Genomic DNA, 26,598 nt, shown 5'->3' with positions numbered 1-26,598 from the left:
TAGTGCTTAGCGGGACAGCGCGGCCTCGGCCCAGGTTGCCGGCTGGATCGCGCCATCGCTGGCGCGCGCGACCAGCTCGACGATCGCCACGCCGCGCACGTCGGCCTGCATGGGAGCGGCCGGCGTGCCGAACGCCATCGCCGGCGAACGGCCGAGCAACCGCCCGTCACCCCATATCTCGAACGTGACCTTGCCGGCCTTCTGTCCGGAGTCGTTGACGCCGACCTGCGCGCTGAAGCGGGTGAAGCCCTGGTTGCGGACCTCCAGCCGCGAATTGGCAAGGATGCCGATGCCGGTGTCATACTCCCGCCCGGCGACGCGCATCAGCTTGCCATAAGGCGCGCGATCCGCCTCGGCACCGCCCCAGCCGCCATATTGCGGATGGTCGCCGGTGCCGCGGGTGCCACCCCAGGGCGTCGGCGAATGATGGATGGTGGGATCGGCCTGTGGCGTCGCCACGCCGTCGACCGCCGGATTGACCCGGCCGGTCTGTTCGGAAAGATAGAGGCCGTTCGCCAGCCGCCGCGTGCCGCTGGCGCGGAACACGCGCGTCTCGTGCGGGGCGAGCGTCAGCGTCGTCTCGCCGCGGAAGCGGCTGTCGGCCTTGCTCCACAGGTCATGCAGCCGCACGTCGGCCGAGGGGAGCAGCTTGAGGTGGTCGGCGGTGAGCACCGCCCTGGTCGGGGCGGCGGTGCGGTTGAAGATCGCGACGCCCTTGCTGCCGTCCGCCAGCGTCTTGGCGAAGATCTGCACGTCATCTGAATCATAGGCGAGTACCGCCTGATTGCCCGCCGCATCCTGGTTGAGCGCGACGAGATCGGCATTGCCGAAGATCGTCAGCAGCTCGGGGGTCAGCTTGCGCAGGTCATAGCCGATGATCAGCGGCGCGTTGAGCATCGCCCAGAGCGAGAAGTGCGAGCGTGCCTCGACCGGATGCGCCGTATCGAAGTCGCCGGTGCCGACGAACAGCATGTCGGGATCATTCCACGAACCGGGGTGCGCGTAGAGCGCGCGATGCGTCACCGTGTCGAAATTGGTCAGCATCCGCGTCCAGATCGGCTGGATATCGTCGCTGGTCCGCGAGCTGTTGCCGACGTCCTTGCCCCAGGCGCGCACGTCGCCCGCACCCCAAAGGCATAGCGAGAAGACATAGGGCCGGTCCCCCGCATAACGGCGGATCGCGCCGCCGACCTGCTGGTACAGGCCGCGGATGCCGGCGACGTCGGAGCCGCCGAGCGACTGCATGTCGACCAGCGGCGGCAGAGCCCGGTACAGGCCCGATCGGACGCGCGGCGCATCGGCGGGCAGGCCGCGGATACCGCAGGCATCGACCTTGATGAAGTCGAAGTTCCAGTCGCGGAAGTAGAGTGCGATGTCCTGGTCGATATGGCCGTACAGGCCGATCTCCCGTTCGGCGACGGTGCCCTCGGGCTGGTTCTTGAAATCGGGCGTGTAGATCTGGCCGCAGCTGTTGCGGCCGATGTCCGAATAGATGCCGGCCTTCAGCCCCATGGCGTGCAGCCGGTCGGTGAAGGGGCGGAAGCTCGGGTCGCGACCCGTCGCGGCGGAGGGGAAGTGATCGGTTCGGATCAGCATCCGCCCGTCGGGCTGACGACGCTTGAGCCACCAGCCGTCGTCGATGTTGACGTAGCGATAGCCGAGCTTGACGAGGCCGGTGTCGAGCAGCGCCTGGGCCGAGGCGAGCACCTTCTCCTCGTCGACATCGCTGTTGAAGGCATTCCAGCTGTTCCAGCCCATAGGCGGCGTCGGGGCGCTGCCGTCGGTATTGGCGCTCCATCGGCCGGTGGCGGCGAGCGGATCGGCGGCGAGAGCCGGAGTCGCGAACAGCCCCAGCGCGGCGCCGGCGAGCAGGAGGCGGCGGATCATTTCGGCAGCTCCGCGGACTGACGGGCGGTGAAGGCGGCCGACTGGCCGGGAACGCCGGTCCCCGGCTGGCCGGCACCGACGGTAACGCGGTAGCGCCCCGCCATCACCATCCGCCGGCCGTCGGGCGTCACCGCGCTGAGATCGCGCGGCGACAGGTCGAACCGCACGTCCTTCGCCTCGCCCGGGCGCAGCGCGACGCGCTGGAAGCCGCGCAGCGCAACGCGCGGCACGCCGGGCGCATCCGGGAAGTCGAGGTAGAGCTGCGCCACCTCTTCCCCGGCGCGCTCGCCGCTGTTGGTGATGCGGGTGGCGACGCTGAGGCCGGTCTCGGCCCCGCCCGGCGCGGGGGTGACGGTGAGCGGCGCGAAGGCGAAGCGCGTGTAGCTGAGGCCGTGGCCGAAGGGATAGACCGGCGTGCCCTTGAAATAGCGATAGGTCCGGCCGGTCATCGCATAATCGCCGAACGGCGGCAGGTCGGCGACGCTGCGGTAGAAGGTCAGCGGCAGCCGGCCCGATGGATTGGTGCGGCCGGTCAGGATATTGGCGGCGGCAAGCCCCCCCGCCTCGCCGGGATACCAGGCCTCCAGCACCGCGGCGGCATGATCCTTCGCCCAGGCGAGGTTGATCGGGCTGCCGTTCATCGCGACGAGGACGATCGGCTTGCCGGTGGCGCGCGCCTGGTCGAGCATCGCCAGCTGGTCGGCAGGCAGGTCGAGCGTCGTCTTGTCGCCGCCGGAGAAGCCCGGCATCGTCACCCCGGTCTCTTCCGCTTCGAGGTCCGAGGTCAGGCCGACCACCGCGACGAGCACGTCGGCTGCGGCGGCGGCGCGCTTGAGATCGGCGTCGGGCGTCGCCGAGACGCGCTTCCAGACGAGGTCGCCGCCGCCGCCGGTGACAGTGAACGGATAGCGCTTGCCCGCGGTCAGCTCGATCGTGGTCATGCCGGGCAGATCGTTCCAGCGCGCCTTGGTCCGATCCGAGACGATCCGCCCGTCGAGCTCGAGCGTCCCGCCCGACCCCGACAGGCCGACGCGGTAGCGGCCGGTCGCAGGCGGGACGAGGAAGCCGGTGAACACCGTGCGATGGACGTCGGCGACGCGCGCGAGGTCGAGGTTGCGGTCACCGACATCGGGTTCGATCCGCGTCACCACCGGCTTGGCCTGATAGCGGACCGCGGCGATCGTCTTCTCGCGCGTCCCGGGGGCGAACAGCGCCGGCAGCGGCGTCGCCGGATTATAGTAACGGGCGAGTACGCCGGGCTTGCCGTCGGGGGTGCGCAACGCGCTGGTCGGCACGCGGTCACCGTCGGTCATCGACTCGCCGAAAGGCACCAGCGTCACCTGGCTCGCGCCGAGCGTGGTGCGCAGGCCTTCGAGCACCGAGACCGGCGGCCCGGACAGGCCCGACGAATAATTGCCGCGCAGCACGCGCGTCGCATCGCCGAGCGGCCCGACCACCGCCACCTTGACGCCGCTGCGCAGCGGCAGCACGCCGTCGTTCTTGAGCAGCACCATCGATCGTTCCGCGGCGGCGAGCGCGAGCGCGCGATGCGCAGGGCTGCCGATCGCGCCGGTCGGGATCGCGGCGGGGGCGCCGGCCAGGCCGGGCAGATCGCCGTTGCGGTAGCGCGCGGCGAATAGGCGGATCAGCGCCTGATCGACATCCCCCTCGCTGATCAGGCCGCGGTCGAGCGCCTCGCGATAGCGGGTCTCCAGACCGGCGGTATCGGCGGTCGAGGCGTTGTTGCACTCGCTGTCGACACCGGTGCGCAGCGCCGCGGCAACCGCGGTGGCGCTGTCGGGGGCGTATTTGTGATTGTCCGCGATGTCCTTCACCGCGTCGCAGTCGGAGACGACATAGCCGGTGAAACCCCAGGCGCCGCGCAGATGCTCCTTGAGCAGCAGGTCGCTCGCGCAGGCGGGCTGGCCATCGATACGGTTGTACGCGCACATCACCGATCCGGCACGCCCGTCGACGATCGCGGCGCGGAAGGCGGGCAGATAGGTGTCCTCAAGATCGTGCGGCGACACGAAGACGTTGGCCTCGTGCCGTGTGCCCTCGGGGCCGCTGTGTACCGCGAAATGCTTGGGCGTGGCGATCACCTGCGGGCGATCGGGGTTCGGCCCCTGCATGCCGCGGACGAAGGCGACGCCCATCGTGGCGGTGAGGAACGGGTCCTCGCCATAGGTCTCCTGTCCACGCCCCCAGCGCGGATCGCGAAAGATGTTGATGTTGGGCGACCAGGTGTCGAGTCCGGTGCCGATCCGCCCGACCCGGCCGGTCTCGCGCGCGAGCGTATGGAGGCCGCGCACCTCGGTCGAGATCGCGCCGGCGACATCATGGACGAGCGGCGCGTCGAAGCTGGCGGCAAGGCCGATCGGTTCGGGAAAGTTGGTGGTGTTGCGCGCGCCGAGGGCGCCGTGGAGCGATTCCGTCCACCAATTATAGGCGGGGATGCGCAGCCGCGGGATCGCCGGCGCGACGTTGAGCAATTGCGGCAGCTTCTCGGCGATCGTCATGCGCGCGACCGTCGCGGTGGCGAGGCGGATCGCCTCGTCGCCTTGCGCCGCGGCCGGCGCCGGCGTCTGGGCGGGCGTCGTGGATTCGCGGGCCAGCGCCGGGGTGAGGGCGAGCGCGACGCCCGCCGTGGCCAGGGCCGTCGCTCGCATGGTGATCGCCTTCATTGTCTCTCCCGTCGCGGCATTTGCCGCTTATCGTGTTACCGGCACCTCGAAGGTGCCGACCGGCAATTGCGCCTCGTCGGCGAGATTGGTCGCCGGTGAATCGGCCCAGGCGTAGCGGACGCGCGTCACCGGCTTGCCGTCCCCCGGCAGCGTCACCGTCGTCCCCGCCACGGTGCCGCTCGCATAGCGGCAGCTGCCGGGCGCCGCGTCGCACAGCTGGAAGCCGATCGCGCGGTCGGCGCCCCGCGCGTGCAGCGCACCGGTGACGCCCGAGAAGCGCAGCGTGACACCGCCACCCGCCGCCGCACTCGCCCCGGCGATCGCCGGACCGGAGGCGGCTATGCTTTCCTTATAGACGGTCGCACGCATCACCCGCGCGAGCCGCTGGCCGACCTCGTGCTTTTCGCCGGGATGGATGTCGAGCACGTCGCCGATGTCGAGCGCTACCGCGATGCCGGCGAGCGGGTCGGCGGCGGCGACGCGGCGTTGCGCGTCGCGGACGATACCCCAGCCGCTGTCGGAGGGCGCGATCTCCGGCGTGCCGTAGGAGGCGAGCTGGACGATGCCCGCGGCGGCGCGCGGGCTGGCGAAGCGACGGCGCCAGTCGGCGATCAGCGCGGCGAGACGCCGGTCATAGCCGGGAATGCCGGTGTCGGACTCGCCCTGATACCAAGCGATGCCGGCGATATGCATCGGCGACAGCGGCGCGATCATCGCATTGTACAGCGTGCCGGCGCCATTGATGTCGTCCCACGGCACGCGCGGCGCGGCACCGGGCAGACGCTTGGCGATCGCATAGCGCCAGCCGCTGCCGATCGGCACGCTGGAGCCATCGGCGAAGGTGACGCGCATCGTGTCCGCGGGGCCGGTCATGCCGCCATAGGCATAGACGTCGTCGTCATTGACGGTGATGACGTTGCGCCCCGCCTTCAACGTGCCGGCGGGCAGCGCATAGACGCGTGACTGCGCGGCGAGGCTGCTGCCGCCGACTCCGACGCCGTTGACCCAGGTCCGATCGGCATCGTCGACCATGCCGAGCACCAGCGTCGCCGCCCCGCGCGCCTGTTCGGCGGTGACGTCGATCGTGCGCTGATACCAGATCATGCCGTTATAGTCGGCGAGCGCGGGAATGCCCCAGGTTTCGAAATTGGTCATCGCCGGCACCGGCTGCCAGTCGAGTGCGGCGTCGGCCTGCCACGGTTCGCGCCCGCGCGCGTCGCCCGAACCGGCGCGCCACCAATCCTCCCAGATGCCCGAGGCGCGACGTTCGGCGGCAGCGGGGTCGCGAGCATAGAGCGCGAGCAGATCCGCCTCCGCGCCCATGCCGGCGCTGCGCAAGGCCGGCGCGCTCATCCAGGCGCTGATCCGCGATCCGCCCCAGCTCGAATGGATCGCACCGATCGGCACCTTGGCGGTGCGGCGCAGCGCCTGCGCCATATAGAAACAGGCTGCCGAAAAGCCCTGCGCGCTGGTGTTGTCCGCGGCGACCCAGCGCGGCGGCTGCGACAGGCGGGCGAGCGGCGCGGGCGCGGCGACCTTGGCGATGGTGAGCAGCCGCAACTGGTCGTCGAGCGGCGGATGCGCGTCCGGGATCAGCTTCTGCGCATCGGTAACCGCGAGCTCCATGTTGCTCTGGCCCGAGCAGAGGTAGACGTCCCCGATCAGGATGTCGCGGATCACCGCCGCGCCGCTCGCCGCGGCGATGGTCAGTTCAAAGGGGCCGCCGGCGGGCAGCGCCGGCAGCTGCGCGGTGAACCGCCCGTCGCGCGTCGCCTTGGCGGTGACGGTATGGCCGGCGAGCGAGATCATCACCGTCTCGCCCGCGCCGGCATCGCCGCTGAGGTCGATCGGCTGATCGCGTTGGATCACCGCATGGTCGGCGAGCACCCCGTCGAGCCGCGGTGCCGCGGCGGCAGTAGTGGCCAGACCGAGCGCGAGCATCAGGCACGAGGCGGAGGCGAGAAGACGCATGGCGGGCCTTTCGGGGGTCAGATGGGTTGCAGGCCGTGACGGACGATCCGCTCGATCAGCTCACGGTGGCGCGGCAGGCTGGCGACCATGCGCTGCGTCTGCATGGCATTCTCGCGCCGCGCGCGCCGTGCCAGCTCCGCCTCACCCTCGATCGTGCCGGGCAGCACCGCGCTGCGCGCGCCCATGCCGTAGAGGACATATTGATAGCTCGCCGAGGGGAACACCTCTTCGGCGCGGTCGAATTCGTCGTGCAGCCACGGCGACTGATGCTGCCACAGCTCCATCAGCCCGCGCAGCCGGTCCGGGATCGTCTCGGGCCGGGCATTGTCGCGCCAGAAGTCAGTATCGGTGCGCCGGGTCAGGGCGTAATGCAGCTTGAGGAAGTCGATGATCCGGCCCCAGCGGTAATGGGTCGTCTCGTTGAAGCGGCGCGCGACCACGTCCATCACCTCGCGGCACGGCGGCAGTTGCTCGGCGATCATCTTCGCCGACAATTCGATCAGCACGATCGCCGAGGCTTCGAGCGGTTCGAGGAAACCCGCCGCCAGCCCGACCGCGACGCAGTTGCGCTCCCAGAACCGTTCGCGATGACCGGCACGGATCGCCAGCCTGCGCACCGGCAGATCGGCGCCGGCGGGGCCGAGATAGGCGCGCAGCTCACGCTCGGCGGCATCGACGTCGATATGGCTGCTCGAGAAGACATGGCCGACGCCGCGCCGCGTCGGCAGGCCGATGTCCCAGATCCAGCCGGCGGACTGCGCGGTCGAGAGGGTGTGGCTGGCGATCGGATCGTCCGCCTGCGCATAGGGGACCTGGATCGCCAGCGCGGTGTCGCAGAACAGGGTGTCGGCGCAGCTGCGGAAGGGTACGTCCATCGCCTTGCCGATCAGCAATGCGGCAAAGCCGGTGCAGTCGACGAACAGATCCCCGTCGACGGCGATGCCCTGTTCGGTGCGCAGGCCGGTGATGTCGCCGCCCTCGTCCTTGAGCACCTCGGTAACGTCGGCGAGGACGTGGCGGACGCCGAGCGTGTCGCAGCAATGGCGCTGGAGAAACGCGGAGAATTTGCCGGCGTCGAGGTGATAGGCATAATTCGCCTGCCCCTCATATTCGGGCGTCGCCATCGTCTTGGGGGCGAGGCCCTCGTCGCACAGCCGGCCCTGCGGCGTGACCATGTCGCAGAAGCTGTCGTCCCCGCCCGCAGCGAGCCAGTGCGGCGCAAGATTCACGCTGCCGAATTGCTGCGGCAGCATCAGCGGATGGTAATAGCCGTCGTCGACGGCGCCGGTCGTCCAGCGGTTGAAGCGCGCGCCCTGTTTGAACGACGCGTCGCACTGGCGGAAGAATTCAGTTTCGGAGACGCCCATGCGTTTGAGCGTGGTGCGCAGCGTCGGCCAGGTGCCTTCGCCGACGCCGATGATCGGGACGTTCGGCGATTCGACCAGCGTGACGGTAAAGCCGTGCGGCCGCTGGCCCTGATGACGCGCCGCGATCACCCCGGCGGTGAGCCACCCGGCGGTGCCGCCGCCGACGATGACGATGTTCCTGATCGGATGCATGACCCTGATGTTCGCAAAAAACGGGCGGAGCGCAAGTCGAGCTGCGCTCCGCCCAGGGGGAGAGGATCAGAACCGGTAGCGTGCGCCGACCGTATAGCGGCGGCCATAGTCGAACACGTCGAGCAGCTGGTTGGAATAGCGGCCGTGCGTGCTCTGCTGGTTGTTGTTGACGTTGAGCGCTTCACCGAAGACGCTGAAGTTCTTGCTGATGTCGTAGCTCGTCGTCAGATCGATCTGGAAGCTCTGGTTGACGAAGGTCGGCTCCGACCCGAACGAACCGGTGTTCTGGTTCTGACCGAACTGGAGCAGATATTTGTCGCGCCAGTTGACCGCGGTGCGGAACTGGAAGCCGCCCTTGTCATAGAAGCCGACGAAGTTCGCCGAATTGGCAAGGCCGGTGACGGCGAAGCCGGTCTGGCTAATGTTGGTGCTGTCATACGGCCGGTTGGTGTTGACGAAGGTGGCATTGGCCTGGAAGCCGAAGCCGGTATCGCCGAACACCTGTTGCAGCGCGAGCTCGACGCCGCGCACGGTGGCGTCGGGGCCGTTGACCTGCTGCGACACGGCGAAGCTCGCCAACGTGCCGGTGGTCGGGTCGATCAGCCCGTTGATCGCCTGCCGCGTCACGCCGCCGACGATGAAGTTGCTGACGTTCTTGAGGAAGAAATTGACCGCCAGATAGGAGTTGCGGCGATAATACCATTCGGCGCCGAGGTCGAAATTGTCGGCGAGATAGGGCTTGAGGTTCGGATTGCCGCCGCTCGCCGACAAGGCACCGACGCGCTGGCCGTTGCCGACGTTGAGCACCGGATTGAGCAGGCTGAGCGACGGACGGGTCAGCGTCCGCGATGCATCGACGCGCAGGATCAAATTGTCGGTCAGCTCCAGCTTCGCATCCAGGCTCGGCAGCAGATAGGAATAGGAGCTGTTGTTGGTGACGCCCTGAACCGCCGTATAGGTCGGGATGCTCAGCAGCGTCGGGTCGGCGGTGCTGGTGGTGATCGACGTCGGCAGGCGGCCCTGGCCGGTGGCGACGAGATTGGTCACCTCATTGCGGATGCCGGCATTGAACGTGAAGGGCAGGTTGCCGATCTCGGTCTTGAAGTTGGCGCTGAAGTACAGCGACCAGGTCCGCTCGCGGACGCGCAGCACGCTGCCGGGATCGACCGCTTCGTCGAACGTGCCGGTGAAGCCGTTGACGTTGCCGTAATTGAAGCCGGGAACCCGCGTCGTCGAGGGATTGCCGAGGCCGGTCAGGTAATTCTGATAGGCGATCGGGCTGAACACGAACACCGACGGCGGCAGGCTGCCCTTGAAGCCGGGGATGAAGTCGTTGAGGCTGACCGAGCCCTGGTAGAGGCTCGACGGCAGCGGCGAGATGCCGGTCGTGCTGCCCGACGGCGCGCCGTAGCCCGCATAGGCCTGCCAGAAGTTGTTGGTGAAGGTGCTCTGGTTGCGGAAGTTGAACGTGTCCTGATAATATTGGCCACCGGCCTTCAGCGTCACATTGTCCTGCTTCCAGGTGGCGTTGCCGCGGAACTGGACCAGTTCGTCGGTATTGTGCTGCGTCTGGTTGACGGTGACGTGGCTGCCGATCAGCGACTGATCCGCCCAGCCGGCGGCATTGCCCGCCGGACCGTAGCCGCTGATCGTCGGGAAGGCATCCTTGCTGTCGCCAAGCACGCTGAAGCGCAGGTTGTTGCTCAGCGCATTGCCATAACCGATGTCGCCATTGGCGCTGCCGATGACGTTGCCGGGGTTGAGCCAGCTCTTGGCATAAGCGACGTCGCCTTCCAGCGTCAGGTTGCTGGTCGCGTCATATTTGACGTTCATGCCCGTCTGGTTGGTCTGCAGGATCTGCTTGTTGAGCGCGGCAGTGAAGTCGGTCGGCGTGCCGGTCTGGGTGAAATCGGTCGCGGTGCCGTTCGAATCGAGCGTGACGTTGCGCAGCGAGCCCTGGCTGAACCACACGCCGAACGCGTAATTCTCCTGCGTGATCTTCTGACGCGAGAAATTATTGTCGATCGTCAGCATCAGATCGTCGGAAGGATGATATTGCAGGGCGATGCGCGCGTCGACACGCTCGTCCTGCACGCGCTGCTGCTCGGCGCCATATTGCTGCGGGAACCAGCCCGGCAGATTCTGTCGGTTGCTCGCGGTGGCGTAGGCGGCCGAATTGGTGTCCGCGGTCGGCGTGCAGGTGCCGGTGAAGCCGGCGAGCTGGCAGGGCGCGTAGTTGCCGCCGGGCCAACCCGACACATAGACACGATTGGTATCGGTATCACGCTTGGTGTAGATGACGTCGGCGAGGACGCCGAACGTCTCGTCCTTGTTGGTGCTGCTGATCAGCAGGCCGCCGGTCGGCACGATCTTGCCCGAACGATCCTGGATCGATCCCGAACCGGTCGCGGCGACGCGGAAGCCGGGATGGTCGAACGGCTTGGGGAAGGCGATGTCGACGGTCGCGCCGATCGAGCTCGATGCGAGCGAGACGTCGGGAGTCTTGAGCACGCTGAGCTGGCCGATGAAATCGACGCCGACGGTCGAGAAGTCGATCTGGCGACCGCCGGTCGCGGTCGAGATGCGGCGGCCGTCGTACAGCGTGGTGTTGAAGTCGCCGCCGAAGCCGCGGACGGTGATGCCGGTCGGCTCGCCGCGCGATCCGTTGCGCTGGATCGACACGCCGGGCAGGCGCTGGAGCGAGGCGGCGACGTTCGAATCGGGGAATTTGCCGATGTCCTCGGCGGAGATGACGTCGACGACGCCCGACGAGGTACGCTTGAGGTCGAGGTTGCGCTGGAGCGACCCGCGCAGACCGACGACGACGATATCCTCGCCGGGACCTTCCGCGCTATTGCCCTGCGACACGTCCTGCGCGGTGGCGGCATCTTGGGGCTGGCCGGCCTCCGACGCGGTGGTCGTGTTGGCGGTCGATGGCACCGCAGGCTGCGGCGCGGCCGGCTGGCTGGTCGTGCTGTTCTGCAGATTGCCGTCCTGCGCCAGCGCGGGCGCAGCCCAGCCGAAACCGGCGAGGCTGGTGGCGCAGGCAAGAACGTGAAGCCGGCGGAACCCGCGGGCTCCACAACGGGCGCGCGTAGACGTAGACATTAGGCATCCCCTCTTCTGATGCGCATGACCCCTTCTGGCGGGGGCGTGGGCGCGTGTTCATTTCTTTCGCGATTCGCCGGCACGACGCCAGGAACCATCTCGAACGGTAGCGCTCACAATAATGGGCCGCTGTAGATTTGCAAGCATTTGTAAGAGTGATCGTCGCTTTGCATCGGCCACGGATCGTGCGAATTGCAGCGCTACCAAAAGCAAGGTGATGGAGGGGCCGATGCCGGACTGGCAGATGTTGAACCGCGCGGATCATGCCGCGCTGCGCCTGTCGCGCCGGATCGACACTCCGCGCCACTTCGCCCAGATCGTCGCGGACGAATTCCTCAAGGCGGCGCCTTATTATCCGATCCTGTTCACCAAACACCCCGAGACCGGCGCCTTTTATGCCGGTGTGGTGATGGGGCTGGAGCCGGGGCGCAATCTGCTGAGCGCGGATGGCGCGCTCCGCGACTATCGGCCGGCGGACCTCGAGCGACAGGGGTTCTTCATCGCCGAGGGGCAGGTCGTGATCGATCGCGAGCATGCCGCGTTCGCAAAGGACGAGGGCGCCGCGCTGTTCGAAGCGACCGGCGAGGCGACGCCTGCGCTCAAGCGCGTCCAGCAGGCGCTGCACACGCTCGACCAGGGTCTTGCCGCGACCGACGCCTTCATCCGGCGGCTGCTCGATCACTGGCTGCTCGAACCGATCGACGTCGCGATGCAGTTCGACAATGGCCAGAGCGTGCAACTCGACGGCCTCTACACCATCAGCCTCGATGCGCTGCACGCGCTGCCCGACGAGGCGGTGCTGGCGCTGTTCCGGGCGGGTGACCTGCAACTCTCTTATGCGCAGACCAATTCGGTGCGGCATCTGCGCACGCTCGGGCGGATCCACAACGATCGGCTGGCGGCGGCGCAATGATCGCCGAGGCGCCGGCGGCGGCGCTCGCCGATCCCGCCGCCTTCCGGTCGCAGGTCGTCGCGGCGGGGGCGCCGGTCGTGCTGCGCGGCGTCGCACGCCATTGGCCGATGCTCGCCGGCGGGCGAGAGGCGGTGATCGCGGCACTGTTGGCGGCGGATGCCGGCCAGTCGGCGGAAATGTTCATCGGCCGCCCGGCGATCGGCGCGCGCTATTTCTATGACGAGGCGCTCGCCGGGTTCAACTTCACGCGCGAGACGGTGCCGTTTCGCGACGCGCTGACCCGCATCGTCGCGACCGCCGAGGCGGCCGACCGGCCGAGCCTGTATATGGGTTCGCTGCCGGCCGAGACCTATCTGCCGGGGATCGGGGCGGCGGTGCGGCTGCCGTTCGTACCGGCCGACGTCTCGCCGCGGGTTTGGATCGGGCACGCCTCCAGCGTCGCCTGTCATTACGATGCGATGGACAATGTCGCCTGCGTCGCAGCGGGCCGCCGCCGCTTCACGCTCTATCCGCCGGAAGCGATCGGCGATCTATATGTCGGACCAATAGACCATACGATGGCCGGCCAGCCAGTCGGCCTCGCGGTCGGCAGCCCGCCCGGCAATATCCGCTTCCCGCGTTTCGAGCGCTGGCGGGATCGCGCCGAGCTGGTCGATCTCGAACCCGGGGATGCACTCTATGTCCCCAAATTGTGGTGGCATCAGGTCGAGGCGACCGATCCGGTCAACGTGCTGGTCAATTACTGGTGGGACGGTTTCGCCGATGGTCCCGAAGCGCCTTATACGACGATGCTGCTGGCGATGCTCGCGATCGCCGAACGCCCCGCGGCGGAGCGGGCGGCGTGGCGGGCATGGTTCGACCATTATGTCTTCCGGCCGGAGCGGCATCCGCTGCATTTCCTGCCCCCTGCCAAACATGGCATCCTCGATGGTCAGCCGGCCAGCCGCAGCCGCATCCGCGATCTGGTGATGCGGCTGCTGCGCGGCGGTTGATCAGCGCGGGCGCAGCGTCACCTCGACCGGCGTCGTTGCGAGCGGCAGCGTGACGCCGCCGCGTTCCGCCGTGCCGCCGGCGGCGGCATAGTCCCGCCCGGCCGGCGTGGTGCGCGCGACGAACAGCCGCGCGGCGGGCGTCACGGCATCGGCGGGATCGAGCGTCAGCGTGATCGCACCCGTCTTCGGCGCGTAGCGCGCCGCGGCGATCCGACCGGCGGCGAGCGTGATCCATTGGCCGGCGGGGGCGATGAACAGCCGCGTGCGGGCGCCGTCGCGTGGCCGGATCGTCACACTGCCGGCGGCCTGTGTCACCTCGCCGCCGAAGCCGAGCCAGCCGAAGGTCGGGTCGTCGACCAGATAGCTCGCCACCGCATAGGCATGCGCGAAATAGCCCATGCCATAGTCGCCGCTATACGCATCCCATTGCATCCGGTCGGGCCAGGCATGGAAGGCGGCGGAGGCAAAACCGTCGCGATCGATGTTGGTGATCCCACCCATCAGCCCGCCGTAGGCGACGCGCAGCAGATGCAGATCGGTGGGATCGCGGCGGAATGAATCGAACAGCGGCAGCGCATTGTTGGTCGAACCGTAATGGTGGATCTGCCGCTCGATCCGCGCCGTCTTGCCGCCGTAGAGGAAGTCCCAATAGCGGCGCGCATTGCCGTTATAGCCCCAGCTCGGCAGCGTCGGATCATAGCCGAGGATCACCTCACGCGTCTGCACCGCCTGCCGCTCATAGCCGAAATGGCGCAGCCAGTCGTAAACCTCGGGCTGGCCGGTCGAATCCCACGCCATCTCGCTGCCGAACGGATAGCGCAGGCCCGCCCAATGGTCGGTTCGCGCGCGCATCAGCGCCTCGATCCGATCGGCTTCGGCGGTCATCCCCTCGCGGCGCAGATCGGCGAGGATGTCGAGGAAGACGTTGCCCTCCATCTGGCCGAATTGCGTATAATAGGGCGCGTCGCGCATCATCGCGACGATCGTCGTCTGCGCCCAGTCGAGATACCAGCGCCAGTCATGCCGCGTGACGAGGCCGACGTGGTTGCGCGCCAGCCGGTAGAGCACCCAATGGCCGATCGCGACATGCGGGTAATTGTACGACCGGCCGAGATCGCCGGCCTGTTTGGCATCCCACGCCGTCCAGCTCTTCCACGCCGCCGGATCGCGATACAGCGTCGGGAAGCGGGCGGGATCGTGATAGAACAGGCTCTTGCGCACGCCGCCGCGATGCGGCCCGTCGGCGACCTGCAAGCGGCCGACCACCGTCTCGTCGACGAGCCGCTCGAGCTTGGCGACCTCGGCCGCATCGGGATGATCGAGCTGCTTCATCATCGCCGCGACCCAGCTGCCCGCGCCGCCCTCGTCGCTCATCCCGGCGATCCACACGCGCGGTTCGACATCGACGATCCGCTGCGCCTCGTGGTCATAGGTGAGGATCGCGGGCGAGCGGCCGAACGGATCGCCTTTGCCCTCATACCATTGCCGCGTCGTCGCAAACCGGCCCAGCGCCGCCATCGTCGTGTCGAGCGGCCGGGTGACGTAATAGCTGACCGTCTGCTGCTGCCCGTCGGCATAATGGAGCGTCAGCCGCGCCGGGCCATAGCCATGGCTGCGGATCGCCAGCCGCGTCCAGCCGTGGATGCTGCCCGCGCGCCGGACGGCGAGCGCGTCCGCCGGGCTGCTGTCGAAGCCGGTGAGGCGCGACGGCGCGCGGACGAACAGGCTGGCGCTCTGGTCGGTCGGCACGACATAGCCGGGCAGGCCGATCGCGACCGGGCGGCGCTGCGCGATCAGCGTCGGTTCGATGCCGCGGATCATCGGCGCGGCGACGAAGCGGACGCCGATTTCCAGCGAAGCACCCGGCGCGAGCAGGCGGCTGGTCGGTGCATTCCATTGCCCACCGGCGTTGCGCCATTCGCGCTCGGCGAAGCCGCGCGAGTGGACGAGCCAGTCGTAAAAGCCCTCGAACGTCTGTTCGCGGCGCGTCTTTTCGGTGAACACCGCGTCCGCCGGCGCATGCGCGGCATCGGCGAGCGGGGCATAGGCCTCGAACGGCGTATCACGGCCGGGCAGGACGAGCAGCGCCGGACCCTGGCCGTTGAGCCGGGTCACCTGGAGATAACCGGCGTCGCGGCCGATATAGGGATCGGCGAAGCTCGCCTGCGCATGCGCCTGATCGAGGTCGCGTCCGGTGATGATATTGTCGAAGGCCATCGGCATGCCGAGCCCGCCGATCTCGACCGCGGCCGCGCTGCGGTTGGTCAGCCGGAAGCGCAGGGCGAGCGCGCCGCGATCGATCTGCCAGCGGCGCTCGACGAGGAGCGGCATGCCGTCGCCCATCGTCGCGGTGATGTCCGCCGCGGCGATCGTGCCGCGCGGCGTCGGCAGCGCAACGATCGGCCGGCGGCGATGCGCCGAGCCGAAGTCGCGCCACGTCCCGCCCGCGACGCGCAGCCGCAGGTCGAGATCCCCGACGTGATTATAGCCATCCCCCGACCGCTCCGCCTCGCGCGCGGTCGGCACGAAGCTGAAGGCCGGCTCGCCGGCGGGGGAGAGCTGCGCCAGCGTCTGCGTGTCGGCGCGCAGCGTACCGTGCAGCGCGCCGATCGCGAATGGCGTGACCGGCACCGCCGGTGCCGCCCCGGCGAGGAGGAACAGCGCGCCGAGCGCGGGCAGGCGGGTGATCGACATCCGGGCCCTTCGTCCTAGAACCGTATGGTCGCGCCGGCGAAGATCCGCCGACCCAACACATCATAGACGCCGGGATAGGTATTGCCGTTGCCGAACAGATTGAGCACGCCCGACGCCAGCGCCGGCGGGCTCTTGTCGAGCAGATTGTTCGCGCCCAGCCGCAGCGACAGATTGTCGTTGATTGCGACCGCCGCGGTAAGATCGAAATAGCTGTAGGCGGGGATGCGCGCGTCGATCGGGTCGGCATCACCGGTCAGGAAGCTGTTGCTCGACGTCGACGACAGGCGGGTGGCGTCGAGGTAGCGCCAGTTGGCCGACAGGCTGACCGTGTCGTCGGGGCTCCAGGTGACGCGCAGATTGTGCCGCCAGGTCGGATTGGGCTGGCCGCACGAATAGCCGAACAGCCCCTTGCAGTCATAGGTGCCGCCGCCGGGCAGCGGCTGCGTGATCTGCTGGAGCAGATAGGTGCCGACGAAATCGGTGGCGATCTTGCCGAACTTGCCGAGGCGGATGACGACCGTCCCGGTGACGTCGAGGCCCGAGGTCTGCAGATAGCCGGTGTTGAGCGTCGTCGACACGACATAGCCGGTGCCGAAGATCGAACCGGTCAGCGGGTCGCGATGGAACAGCCCGCAATAGAAGGGATTGCCGGTCGAGAAGCATTGGCCGATCGTCGTGTTGAGATCGATGCTGCCGATATAGTCCTTCACCTTGATGTGATAATAATCGAGCGAGACCGACAGGGTCCGGCCGCCGTTCGGCGCGAAGACGGCGCCGGCGGTATAGGTGTCGGCCTTTTCGGGCTTCAGGTTGCGGTTGCCGCCGAACTGGCCGGTACACTGATCGGCCGGACATTCGATGACGAGGCGGTTGTTGTACTGCGCCGCGGTGACGCCGGTGAGCTGGCACGCGGCGAGCGAGGCGGTCGGGGCCGCGCCGGCGCAGGGATCGGTGGCATTGGCGTTGCCGAGCGACAGGTTGGAGAACAATTCGGTGATATTGGGGGCGCGGATCGCGCGGTTGTAGCTGGCGCGCAGGCGCAGCGGCTCGACCACCTGCCAGCTGAGTTCGCCCTTGTAGGTGAAGGCGTTGTAGCTCGACCGGAAGCCGGTGGAATCCTGCCGGTTCTTATAGGACGAGTAGCGGAAGCCGCCGTTGAGCGTCAGGCCGCGGATGAACGGCTTGTCCTGCACCAGCGGCAATTCGATTTCGCCGAAGCCTTCGTTGACCGCGATGATGCCGTCCGAATTCTGCGTGCCGGCCGCCAACGCCAGTTCGTCTCCGGTGAACAGCAAGGTCTCGCGACGGTGCTCGCCGCCGAGGACGATGCCGACGCCGTCATGCGCGAACGGACTGGTGATACCGAATTCGCCGAGATCGCCGGTGACGCTGCCCGAGATGACGCTGAGCGCATAGCGGCCCTGCGTCGACTTGGGGGCGTAGAGGTAATTGGCCGCGGCGCTGGTGATCGCATTGGCCTGGAAGACGTTGACCGGAACGCATGCCGTATCCGTTCCGTCGAGCACCGACTGGCAGACGGCACCGCCCTTGCCGTCGGGCACGGCGAGCAGCGCGCGCTGCGCCTTGCCGACGCTGACGTCGTTCAGATAGGTCTCGTCGTAATGCGCGACCGAGCGCAGCACGCTGGCGTCATAATGGAACCCGCTGCCGAGATCGCCGCGGACGCCGACCATCGACCGGAAATCCTCATGTTGCAGGCTGTCGCGCCGTGGCAGCGCGCCGGTGCCGCTGAGCCGGTAGCCGATCAGCGTGTTCTGCGTCGCCGCGGTGCCGGCGGCAGTGCCGCACAGCGTCTGCGCCTGGCTGGCGCTGAGCAGCGGGTTGTTGCAGGTGACCGTATAGGTCTGCCCGAAATAGAGCGCCGAGGGAGCGACCTGCGAGAAGCTCTTGTCCTTCATATACATGAAGCTGCCGTAGATTTCTGCGGCGGGGGCGATCTTGAGGTGCAGGAAGGCGCCGGCATTGTAGCGGTCGTCGGCGCGCTGGATATAGTTCAGCGGCGCGTAATTATAGGCGTAGACGGAGCTGACATAGGGAACCCAGGTGCGGCTGCCGTCGATGCTGTTGGTCAGCTTCTGTCCCGCGGCCGGACCGGCGAGCGGGGTGAAGGTGCCATAAGGCGTGTTGCTTGACCCGCCGCAGGTGAAGGTGGTGGATGCGCTGTTGAGCGCACAGGCCGACACGTCGCGGTTCGATTGCAGCACCGGATCGGTGTGGCGATAACCCGCATAAGCGGTGATGTTGAGCCGCCCGTCGAGGAAGGTCTTGCCGACCGCGGCGTTGACGTCCTGCTTGCCGCCGTCGCGGACATGTTCGGGCGCGTTGCTATAGCCGCGCGCGCCGATGATCGAGCGCAGGAAGCTGTTGTCGTTGGTGTGATCGGCGACGCTCGACTGGACGTCGAGGCGGACGCCGTCGAGTTTGTCGCGCAGGATGAAGTTGACCACGCCCGACAGCGCGTCGGAGCCGTAGACCGCGGAGGCGCCGCCGGTCGCGACGTCGATGCGCTCGACGACCGCCGAGGGGACGAAATTGATGTCGATCGCCTGGGTCGGCAGCATGCGCTGGCCGTTGATCAGCGTCAGCACGCGGCTCGCGCCAAGATTGCGGAGGTTGACGTTCGCGGTGCCGTCGGACCCGTTCGAGACGTTCTCGTTGGCGTCGGCGGTGAACTGCGGCAACCGGTTGAGGACGTTTTCGACATTGGTCGCGCCCTGCAGCGCGAGCTCCTGGGCGTTGACGGTGGTCAGCGGGCTGTTGCTGATCAGATCGGGGCGGCGGATGCGGGTGCCGGTCACCACCACCTCTTCGCTCGCCTCCGCATCGGGCTTGTCGGTCAGCGTCGCGGTGCCGGTATCGGCCTGCGGTACCGGCGCGATCTGCGCAAACGCCGCGTGGCTGACGAGCGCGCAGGCGAGCGCGGCAAGACCCGCGGACACACGTAATGCGGTAGGCAATTTAGTCATTCTGACGCCCCTTTCATCGCAACTTTCTGTCGCTGATTCGAGCAAGCGATACATGCCAATAATAAGGTATACAATATCCGTCTGGCGTCGCTGGCAAATTTCCTATATCCCATCGTATACGATAAGTCGGAAGGAGCGGGCGATGGTGTCGCGGCGTGAGGTGATGATGGGGACCGCGGCACTGTCGTTCGCCGGCAGGGCGTTCGCCGCGGCGATGCCGACCCCCATGGCGCAGGCCCGCCCTTTGCCGCTGGCCGCGATCCGCCTGCATCCGTCGGATCAGGCGACGGCGGTGGCGGTCAATCACCGCTATCTGCTGCGGCTCGACCCCGACCGGCTGTTGCACAACGTGCGGCTCTATGCGGGACTGCCACCGAAGGCGGCGATCTACGGCGGCTGGGAGAGCGATACGATCGCCGGCCATACGCTCGGCCATTATCTCAGCGCGCTGGCGCTCACCTGGCAGCAGACGCACGATGCCGAGCTGCACCGCCGCGCCGACTATATCGTCGGCGAGCTGGCGCTGGCACAGGCGACGCGCGGCACCGGCTATGTCGGCGCACTCGGCCGCAAGACCAAGGACGGCACGATCGTCGATGGCGAAGTGATCTTCGCCGAGATCCGGCGTGGCGAGATCACCTCGGGCGGGTTCGATCTCAACGGCTCCTGGTCACCGCTGTACACCGTCCATAAGTGGCTCGCCGGGCTGCTCGACGTCCATCAGACCTGGGGGGATCCGCGCGCACTCGGCGTGGCGGAGGGGCTCGCCGGCTATATCGCCGGCGTCTTCGCGGCACTGACCCCGGCGCAGGTGCAGACGGTGCTCGGCTGCGAATATGGCGGCCTCAACGAAAGCTATGCCGAGCTCCATGCGCGCACCGGCGATCCCCGCTGGCTGCGCATGGCGCGGCTGATCCATGACGACACGGTGCTCGATCCGCTCGCGCGCGGAGAGGATCGGCTCGCCAACCTGCATGCCAATACGCAGGTGCCCAAGCTGATCGGCCTCGCCCGGCTGTACGAGGTGGCGGGCGATCCCGCCGCGGCGGCTGCGGCGCGCACCTTCTGGAACGCGGTGACCGCGCATCATTCCTATGTCATCGGCGGCAACGCCGACCGCGAATATTTCACCGCGCCGGACACCATCGCCGATCACATCACCGAACAGACGTGCGAACATTGCAACACGTACAACATGCTCAAGCTGACTCGGCAGCTATGGTCGTGGCAGCCGGACGGCGCCCTGTTCGATTATTACGAGCGTGCGCACCTCAATCATGTGCTTGCGCAGCAGGACCCGGCGACGGGTGGCTTCACCTATATGACGCCGCTGATGAGCGGCGTGGCGCGTGACTATTCGACCACCGCCGACGATGCCTTCTGGTGCTGCGTCGGATCGGGGATGGAGAGCCACGCGAAACATGGCGATTCCGTCTTTTGGGAGGGGACGGACGGGACCTTCTACGTCAACCTCTACACCGCCGCCGATGCCGACTGGGCGGCGCGCGGCGCGACCGTGTCGCTCGCGACGCGCTATCCGTTCGAGGGCGAAGCGACGCTGACCTTCGCCAAGCTGCGCGCCGGGCGCTTCCCGGTGGCGCTGCGCATCCCGGCCTGGGCGGGGGAGGGCGCGCGCGTCACCGTCAACGGCGCCGCGGTAACGCCCGTCCGCGCCCGCGGCTATGCGATCGTGACGCGGCACTGGCGTGCGGGCGACCGGATCGCGATCGAACTCCCGCTCGCCCTGCGGCTCGAGCCGGCGCCGGGCGATCCGCGCACCGTCGCGCTGGTGCGAGGGCCGCTTGTGCTTGCCGCCGACCTCGGCCCGGCGACGACGCCGTGGGCGCAGGCGGACCCGGCGTTGGTCGGCAGCGATCTGCTCGCCGGCATCGTCGCCACCGATGCTACGGCGGCGCACTACGCGACGCGCGGCATTTTGCGACCGGGGGACCGCGACATCGTCCCCTTCTACCGCCAATATCGTCGCCGCAGCGCCGTCTATTTCCGGCGCTTCGACGATGCCGAATGGCGGCGCGAGGAGGCGGCGTTCACCGCCGAACAGGCGCGGCTGCGCGATATCGCCGCACGGTCGGTCGACGTCATGCACCTTGGCGAGATGCAGCCCGAGCGCGACCACGGCCTGACCAGCGAACTCTCCTATCCGCTCACCTACCGCGGCCGGGCGGGGCGCGATGCCCGCTCGGGCGGCTGGTTCGAATGCACGATGGCGGTGCGGCCGGGGCCGCTGCTGCTCCAGGCGACTTATTGGGGCGACGAACGGCCGCGCGACTTCGACCTGCTCGTCGACAATGTCAGGGTGGCAACACAGCATCTCGCCAACGATCATCCGGGGCGCTTCTTCGACGTTGTCTATCCGCTTCCCGAACCGCTGACCCGCGGCAAGAGCAAGGTCCGCATCCGCGTCGTGCCGCATAACGGCAGCAGTGCGGGGCCGGTATTCGGCCTGCGCATCTACACCGCCAAGCCGGAAGAGACGCTGTGACCGACTCCGGAATCACGATGACGCTCGCCGCGCTGCGCGCGCTGGCGCAGGCGAAGCTCAAGGCGGTCGGTCTCGCCGCGGATCATGCCGACGCGGTGGCGGAGACGATGGTCGCGGGCGAACGCGACGGCTGTGCCAGCCACGGCATCTACCGCCTGCTCGTCGCCGCGGCGAGCGTGCGCGCCGGCGTCGTCGTGCCCGACGCGCGGCCGGTGGTCAGCCGTCCGGGCAAGGCGCTGGTCCGCGTCGACGGTGGCGGCGGCTTCGCGCAGCTCGCCTTCGCACGCGGGCTGCCGGTGCTGGTCGAGGCGGCGCGCACGCATGGCATCGCCGCGCTGGCGCTCAACCATGTCGTGCATTTCGCGGCGCTGTGGCCGGAGGTCGAGGCGCTGGCGGAACAGGGGCTCGTCGCGCTTGCAGTCACGCCGTCGCACGCCTGGGTTGCGCCGGCGGGCGGCACCAAGCCGGTGTTCGGCACCAACCCGATCGCCTTCGGCTGGCCGCGACCGGGGCAGGCGCCGTTCGTCTTCGACTTCGCGACCAGCGTCGTCGCGCGTGGCGAAATCGAATTGCACCGCCGCGCCGGGCTGCCGGTACCGGAGGATTGGGGCTATGACGCCGAGGGCGCGCCGACCACCGATGCCAAGGCGGTGCTGGACGGCGCGATGCGCACCTTCGGCGGCCACAAGGGGTCGGCGCTGGCGGCGATGGTCGAGCTGCTCGCCGGACCTCTGATCGGCGATATGACCAGCCGCGAATCGCTGGCGCGCGACGGCGGCCGCGGCGGTTCGCCGATCGGCGGCGAGCTGATCGTCGCGATCGATCCCGCCGGCTTCCTCGGCGAGGAGACCGCGGCGCATCTTGCCCGGGCCGAGGCGATGTTCGCCGCGATCGAGGCGCAGGGCGCGCGTCTGCCCTCGGCGCGCCGCTATGCCGCCCGGGCGCGCAGCCTGGCCGAGGGGGTGGTGGTGCCCGCGGCGCTTCATGCCGAGATCATGGCGATCGGGGGGGCGGCATGACGGTGGCGCTGATCCTCGCCGCGGCGCTGCTCATCGCGCCTGCCCCGGCCCCAGCAGCGCCCGCCGGGAACGCCGATGCCCGGCTACGCGCGCTCTACACCGGGGAATATAATTGGCGGAAACTGCAACAGCCGCCGAGCGAGGACGATGACAAGGACAGCGTTCGCGGCCTCCCCGACGTCGGCCCGGCGGCGCAGGCGGCCAAACTCGCCCGCTGGACGCAGACGGCGGCGGCGCTCGCGGCGATCCGGCGTGACGATCTGTCGCCGGCGGCGCGGCTCGACTATGGTGTCTATTCCGCGCAGATCCGCGCCTTGCTCGCCGAGCAGCGCTTCCGTGACTATGAGAAGCCGCTCACCTCCGACTCGAGCTTCTGGAGCGATCTTGCAGATCAGGCGCGCGAGCCTTTTTCGCGGCCGGCGGATTACACGCGCTATCTGGCGATGCTGCGCGACGTGCCGCGCTACTTTGACCAGAATATCGCCAATATGCGCGCCGGACTGGCGCGCGGCTTCACGCCGCCGCGGGTGACGCTGACCGGCCGCGACATCGGCGTCGCGCAGGTCGTGACGGCGGGCGCCGGCGAGGGATCGCCCTTCTTCACGCCGTTCCGGACGATGCCGGCGACCATGCCCGCGGCGCAGCAGGCGGCGTTGCGGGCCGAGGCGTTGAAGGTGATCCGCGACGCGGTGGTGCCGGCGCACGAGCGCCTGCTCGCGTTCCTGCGCGACGATTACATTCCCCGTGCGCGCATCGGGCTCGCCGCCTACGACCTGCCGGACGGCAAGGCTTATTATCAGTCGAAGGTCGCCGAATATACGACGCTCGACCAGACGCCCGAGCAGGTCCACGCGATCGGCCTTGCCGAGGTGGCGCGGATTCGGGCGCGGATGCAGCAGGTGATGACGACGGTCGGCTTCACCGGTGATCTGCCGGCCTTCCTCGCGATGCTGCGCCATGATCCGCGCTTCTATGCCAACACGCCGCAAGCGTTGCTCGATCGCGCCGCGTGGATCGCCAAGACGTTCGACGGCAAGGCGGCGCGCTATTTCGGGCGGCTGCCGCGCGCCCGCTTCGCGATCAAGCCGGTGCCGGCCGATCTGGCGCCTTTCTACACCAGCGGGCGCGGCGGGCCGGGTGTCTATCTGGTCAATACCTACGACCTGCCGTCGCGCGCGCTCTACGCGTTGCCGGCGCTGACGCTGCACGAAAGCGCGCCCGGCCATGCCTTCCAGATGCCGCTGGCGGCGGAGAACCATGACCTGCCCGCCTTCCGCCGCGACACCTATCTGTCCGTCTATGGCGAGGGCTGGGCGCTTTATTGCGAGGCGCTGGGCGAGGAGATGGGGATGTACGAGACCCCCTATGACCTGTTCGGCATGCTGAGCTACCAGTCGTGGCGCGCCGCGCGGCTGGTCGTTGATACCGGTATCCACGCGATGGGCTGGAGCCGCGAGCGGGCGCAGGCCTATCTGCGCGACAATACCGCACTCGCCGACCATGAGATCGAGACCGAGGTCGATCGCTACATCGCCTGGCCGGGGCAGGCGCTGAGCTATTATACCGGCGAACTGGCGATCCAGGCGGCGCGGCGGCGGGCAGAGACGGCGCTCGGTCCGCGCTTCAACATCCGGGCCTTCCACGACACGGTGCTGGCGCTCGGGTCGGTGCCGATGCCCGAACTCGACCGGCGGATCGACGCGTTCATCGCGGCCGGCGGCAAGGGGCCGTATCCCGACGAGGAGAAATAAGAGCCGTCGAACGGCTGGCGTGATCCTGCCCGGCGTTGCAGGATCACGCCGTCATCTCAATCGAACGGGCGATCGATCGACGGCTGCGGTTCGGTGAACCACGCCGCACCGTCGGCGGTGACGTGGAAATGATCCTCCAGGCGGATGCCGTAGCGGTCGGGCACGACGATCATCGGCTCGTTGGAGAAGCACATGCCGGGTGCCAGCGGCGTGGTGTCGCCGCGGACCAGATAGGCGGGTTCGTGGATCGACAGGCCGATGCCGTGGCCGGTGCGATGCGGCAGCCCTGGCAGGCGATAGTCAGGTCCGAGCCCCGCTCCCTCCAGCACGCGCCGCGCCGCCGCGTCGACCGCCTCGCACGGCACGCCGGGCCGCACGGCGGCGAAGGCCGCGGCCTGCGCCTCCTTCTCCAGCGCCCAGGTCGCGCGGATATCGTCGTCGACGCGGCCGAAGGCATAGGTGCGGGTGATGTCCGACTGATAGCCGTGGATCGCGCAGCCGGTGTCGACCAGCACCAATTGGTTTTCGGCGAGCAGCTGATCGCCGGGCAGGCCATGCGGAAAGGCGGTGGCGGTGCCGAATTGCACCGCACAGAAGGTCGATCCCGGCGCGCCGAGCACGCGATGCGCGTCGTCGATGAAGCGCTTCACTTCGCTGGCCCGGATGCCGGGGGCGAGGATGCGCGCGGCGCGGCGCTGGACTTCGAGCGTCATCGCCTTGGCCTGGGCCATCAGCGCGAGCTCGGCGGGCGATTTGATCATCCGCAACGCATCGATGATCGTCGCCCCGTCCTGAAGCGTGAGCCGGGTGCCGAGCCGCCGCGCCGCCGCATACGGCAACAGCGGGTCGAGCGAGAGCGTCGCGCCCGCCGGCAAGGCCTGGACGACCAGCGCGTGCGGATCCTCATCCTCTTCCCACAGCCGCAGATCGGCGGCGATCTCGAGCTCGGCGAGCAGCGAGCCGCGTTCGAACGCCGGGCAGATCACGATTGGTTCGCCGTCGACCGGCAGCAGCAGCGCGACCAGCCGCTCGGTCGGCGACCAGCCGACGCCGGTGAAGTAGCGCAGCGAGGCGCCGGCGGTGACGAGCAGCGCATCGGCGCCCTGTTCGGCGGTCAGCGCGCGGGCGCGGGCAAGTCGATCGCTGCGCTCGCCCGCCCCGATCACCGGCGCGGGATCGGACCAGACAGAAAGGGTGGCGAGCTCCGCCGCTGCGGTCGATCCGCCGATGATCATCGTCTTGCTCCGAAACGTTCGAGGGAAAAGGGCGCGCAATCGAACGGCGCGGGGCGATCCGCGATCAGCGCGGCGACGATCTCGCCCGTCGTCGCGGCGAGCGTCAAGCCGAGATGCTGGTGGCCGAAGGCGTAGACCAGATTGGCGACGCGCTTCGAACGGCCGATCGCCGGCAGATAATCGGGCAGGGTCGGGCGGGCGCCCATCCAGCGGCTGAACGGCGGTGCCATCGCCAGCCCGAGCGCCCGGACCTGCGCTTCGAGCCGCTGCCATTTGCGCGGATCGGGCGGCGCGGCGGCATTGCCGAATTCGACGAAGCCCGACGCCTGGACGCGATCGGCGTAGCGGGTGACGATCATCGAGCGTTCCTCGAAGACGATCGGCGGACAATCGGCGGGCCAGTGATCGGCGGCGGCGCGGATATGGTAGCCGCGCTCGGCGATCAGCGGTGCCGGCTCGCCGGCGGCGGCGAGCAGCGGCGCGCTGCCGATCCCCGCCGCGACCAGCACCAGATCGGCGTCATGGCCGACGATCGTCGCGCGGCCGTCACGGACGGCGACGTTCGCGGTGGCGCGGACGATCCGTCCGCCGGCGCTTTCGAGCGCGGCTTCGAGCGCATCGACGAGCGTGGCGAGATCGGCGATCTGGCCGCTGCCGGTGAAGCGGACCGCGCCTGCGATCGGCACCGCACAGACCGCGGCGATCCGGGCGCGGTCCTCGGCACCGGCGTCGGCGACCGTCACCGCCCCGGTCTGCGCCCGTCGCCACGCCGCGGCGCCGGCCTGCGCCGCACGCGCATCGCACCAGGCGACGAGATGCCCGTCCTCGCGCAGCAGGCCGGGCGTGTCTAGCGAGGCGGCGAGCCGCCGCCATGCCGGCATCGCGGTGGCGAGCAGGCTGCCGAGCGCCGCGCTACCGTGGCGGAAGCGCGACGGGCGGCTCGCGGCGAGATAGCGCGGCAGGAAGACGAGCCAGTCGCGCGCCATCGCCGGCGGCAGGTCGAGCGCGCCGCCCGCCGCGAAACGCCGCCGCCACGCGCTGCGCACCGAGGCGGGCGAGGCGAGCGGCTCGACCTGTTCGATCGCGATATGGCCGGCGTTGTTCCACGACGGCGCTTGTCGCGAATCATCATGATCGAACACGGTGACGCGATGACCGTCGCGGGCGAGCCGCACCGCGCTCGCCAGCCCCACCACGCCCCCGCCAATCACCGCGACTTGTCGTTGCATCATCTTGTCCTTGCCGCGCTCCGCAACTTTGGTATACGATATTCCACGAATGATAAAGGACGCTGT

At 68.7% G+C, this 26,598-nt stretch carries 14 protein-coding genes; 5 read left to right on the top strand and 9 right to left on the bottom strand.

The window, feature by feature from the left end; all coding sequences use genetic code 11:
- Positions 1 to 6: 6 nt before the first annotated feature.
- From PBN85_RS15665 to PBN85_RS15645, 5 genes are all read right to left on the bottom strand, one after another.
- The gene (locus PBN85_RS15665) at positions 7 to 1,887 is read right to left on the bottom strand and encodes an NPCBM/NEW2 domain-containing protein (protein WP_271299565.1); all 1,881 of its coding nucleotides are present in this window, start codon (positions 1,885 to 1,887) and stop codon (positions 7 to 9) included.
- On the bottom strand, positions 1,884 to 4,556 hold the full coding sequence (locus PBN85_RS15660; RefSeq protein ID WP_271299564.1) for a glycoside hydrolase family 3 C-terminal domain-containing protein: 2,673 nt from the start codon (positions 4,554 to 4,556) through the stop codon (positions 1,884 to 1,886). Before PBN85_RS15660 ends, PBN85_RS15665 begins: the two co-directional genes overlap by 4 nt.
- Positions 4,557 to 4,598: 42 nt before the next feature.
- Positions 4,599 to 6,542: a sialate O-acetylesterase gene (locus PBN85_RS15655; protein WP_271299563.1), complete on the bottom strand. Its 1,944-nt coding sequence runs from the start codon at positions 6,540 to 6,542 to the stop codon at positions 4,599 to 4,601.
- Positions 6,543 to 6,559: 17 nt separating this feature from the next.
- On the bottom strand, positions 6,560 to 8,101 hold the full coding sequence (locus PBN85_RS15650) for a tryptophan halogenase family protein (protein WP_037535529.1): 1,542 nt from the start codon (positions 8,099 to 8,101) through the stop codon (positions 6,560 to 6,562).
- Between the two features lie 66 nt (positions 8,102 to 8,167).
- Positions 8,168 to 11,209: a TonB-dependent receptor gene (locus PBN85_RS15645; protein ID WP_271299562.1), complete on the bottom strand. Its 3,042-nt coding sequence runs from the start codon at positions 11,207 to 11,209 to the stop codon at positions 8,168 to 8,170.
- A gap of 229 nt (positions 11,210 to 11,438) precedes the next feature.
- Between PBN85_RS15645 and PBN85_RS15640 the strand changes: the two genes are divergently transcribed.
- Positions 11,439 to 12,122, top strand: a complete 684-nt coding sequence (locus PBN85_RS15640) for a SapC family protein (RefSeq protein ID WP_271299561.1) — start codon at positions 11,439 to 11,441, stop codon at positions 12,120 to 12,122.
- A complete protein-coding gene (locus PBN85_RS15635; protein ID WP_271299560.1) occupies positions 12,119 to 13,114 on the top strand; it encodes a cupin-like domain-containing protein in 996 nt (331 codons plus the stop codon). Before PBN85_RS15640 ends, PBN85_RS15635 begins: the two co-directional genes overlap by 4 nt.
- On the opposite strand, the gene PBN85_RS15630 is transcribed toward PBN85_RS15635, so the two are convergent.
- Entirely contained in the window at positions 13,115 to 15,808 is a 2,694-nt protein-coding gene (locus tag PBN85_RS15630) for a DUF5695 domain-containing protein (protein ID WP_271299559.1), read from the bottom strand. It lies immediately after the preceding gene.
- Between the two features lie 14 nt (positions 15,809 to 15,822).
- On the bottom strand, positions 15,823 to 18,795 hold the full coding sequence (locus tag PBN85_RS15625) for a TonB-dependent receptor domain-containing protein (RefSeq protein WP_271299558.1): 2,973 nt from the start codon (positions 18,793 to 18,795) through the stop codon (positions 15,823 to 15,825).
- A 142-nt stretch (positions 18,796 to 18,937) separates the two neighbouring features.
- Here PBN85_RS15625 and PBN85_RS15620 point away from each other — a divergent pair, with 142 nt between their 5' ends.
- From PBN85_RS15620 to PBN85_RS15610, 3 genes are read left to right on the top strand one after another with little or no spacing between them, the layout of a single operon-like run.
- Complete coding sequence (locus PBN85_RS15620; RefSeq protein WP_333781834.1) at positions 18,938 to 21,298, top strand: glycoside hydrolase family 127 protein; 2,361 nt, start codon at positions 18,938 to 18,940, stop codon at positions 21,296 to 21,298.
- 17 nt (positions 21,299 to 21,315) lie between these two features.
- A complete protein-coding gene (locus PBN85_RS15615) occupies positions 21,316 to 22,317 on the top strand; it encodes an Ldh family oxidoreductase (RefSeq protein WP_271300910.1) in 1,002 nt (333 codons plus the stop codon).
- Positions 22,314 to 24,068: a DUF885 domain-containing protein gene (locus tag PBN85_RS15610; RefSeq protein ID WP_271299557.1), complete on the top strand. Its 1,755-nt coding sequence runs from the start codon at positions 22,314 to 22,316 to the stop codon at positions 24,066 to 24,068. Before PBN85_RS15615 ends, PBN85_RS15610 begins: the two co-directional genes overlap by 4 nt.
- Before the next feature lie 56 nt (positions 24,069 to 24,124).
- Here PBN85_RS15610 and PBN85_RS15605 read toward each other — a convergent pair whose 3' ends face one another.
- Positions 24,125 to 25,303, bottom strand: coding sequence for a M24 family metallopeptidase (locus tag PBN85_RS15605; RefSeq protein ID WP_271299556.1), 1,179 nt, complete (start codon positions 25,301 to 25,303; stop codon positions 24,125 to 24,127).
- Positions 25,300 to 26,532, bottom strand: coding sequence for an NAD(P)/FAD-dependent oxidoreductase (locus PBN85_RS15600; RefSeq protein ID WP_271299555.1), 1,233 nt, complete (start codon positions 26,530 to 26,532; stop codon positions 25,300 to 25,302). Before PBN85_RS15600 ends, PBN85_RS15605 begins: the two co-directional genes overlap by 4 nt.
- Positions 26,533 to 26,598 lie beyond the last annotated feature (66 nt).

The sequence above is a fragment of the Sphingomonas sp. CV7422 genome (assembly GCF_027945725.1).
GTDB classification, from domain to species: Bacteria; Pseudomonadota; Alphaproteobacteria; order Sphingomonadales; family Sphingomonadaceae; genus Sphingomonas; species Sphingomonas kyungheensis.
This window is presented reverse-complemented; position numbering and strand designations above follow the sequence as displayed.

Excerpts from the sequence above, each read along its gene's own strand:
- PBN85_RS15665 (WP_271299565.1), bottom strand. The coding sequence starts at position 1,887 with ATGATCCGCCGCCTCCTGCTCGCCGGCGCCGCGCTGGGGCTGTTCGCG.
- PBN85_RS15660 (WP_271299564.1), bottom strand. The coding sequence starts at position 4,556 with ATGCGAGCGACGGCCCTGGCCACGGCGGGCGTCGCGCTCGCCCTCACC.
- PBN85_RS15655 (WP_271299563.1), bottom strand. The coding sequence starts at position 6,542 with ATGCGTCTTCTCGCCTCCGCCTCGTGCCTGATGCTCGCGCTCGGTCTG.
- PBN85_RS15650 (WP_037535529.1), bottom strand. The coding sequence starts at position 8,101 with ATGCATCCGATCAGGAACATCGTCATCGTCGGCGGCGGCACCGCCGGG.
- PBN85_RS15645 (WP_271299562.1), bottom strand. The coding sequence starts at position 11,209 with ATGTCTACGTCTACGCGCGCCCGTTGTGGAGCCCGCGGGTTCCGCCGG.
- PBN85_RS15640 (WP_271299561.1), top strand. The coding sequence starts at position 11,439 with ATGCCGGACTGGCAGATGTTGAACCGCGCGGATCATGCCGCGCTGCGC.
- PBN85_RS15635 (WP_271299560.1), top strand. The coding sequence starts at position 12,119 with ATGATCGCCGAGGCGCCGGCGGCGGCGCTCGCCGATCCCGCCGCCTTC.
- PBN85_RS15630 (WP_271299559.1), bottom strand. The coding sequence starts at position 15,808 with ATGTCGATCACCCGCCTGCCCGCGCTCGGCGCGCTGTTCCTCCTCGCC.
- PBN85_RS15625 (WP_271299558.1), bottom strand. The coding sequence starts at position 18,795 with ATGACTAAATTGCCTACCGCATTACGTGTGTCCGCGGGTCTTGCCGCG.
- PBN85_RS15620 (WP_333781834.1), top strand. The coding sequence starts at position 18,938 with ATGGTGTCGCGGCGTGAGGTGATGATGGGGACCGCGGCACTGTCGTTC.
- PBN85_RS15615 (WP_271300910.1), top strand. The coding sequence starts at position 21,316 with ATGACGCTCGCCGCGCTGCGCGCGCTGGCGCAGGCGAAGCTCAAGGCG.
- PBN85_RS15610 (WP_271299557.1), top strand. The coding sequence starts at position 22,314 with ATGACGGTGGCGCTGATCCTCGCCGCGGCGCTGCTCATCGCGCCTGCC.
- PBN85_RS15605 (WP_271299556.1), bottom strand. The coding sequence starts at position 25,303 with ATGATCATCGGCGGATCGACCGCAGCGGCGGAGCTCGCCACCCTTTCT.
- PBN85_RS15600 (WP_271299555.1), bottom strand. The coding sequence starts at position 26,532 with ATGCAACGACAAGTCGCGGTGATTGGCGGGGGCGTGGTGGGGCTGGCG.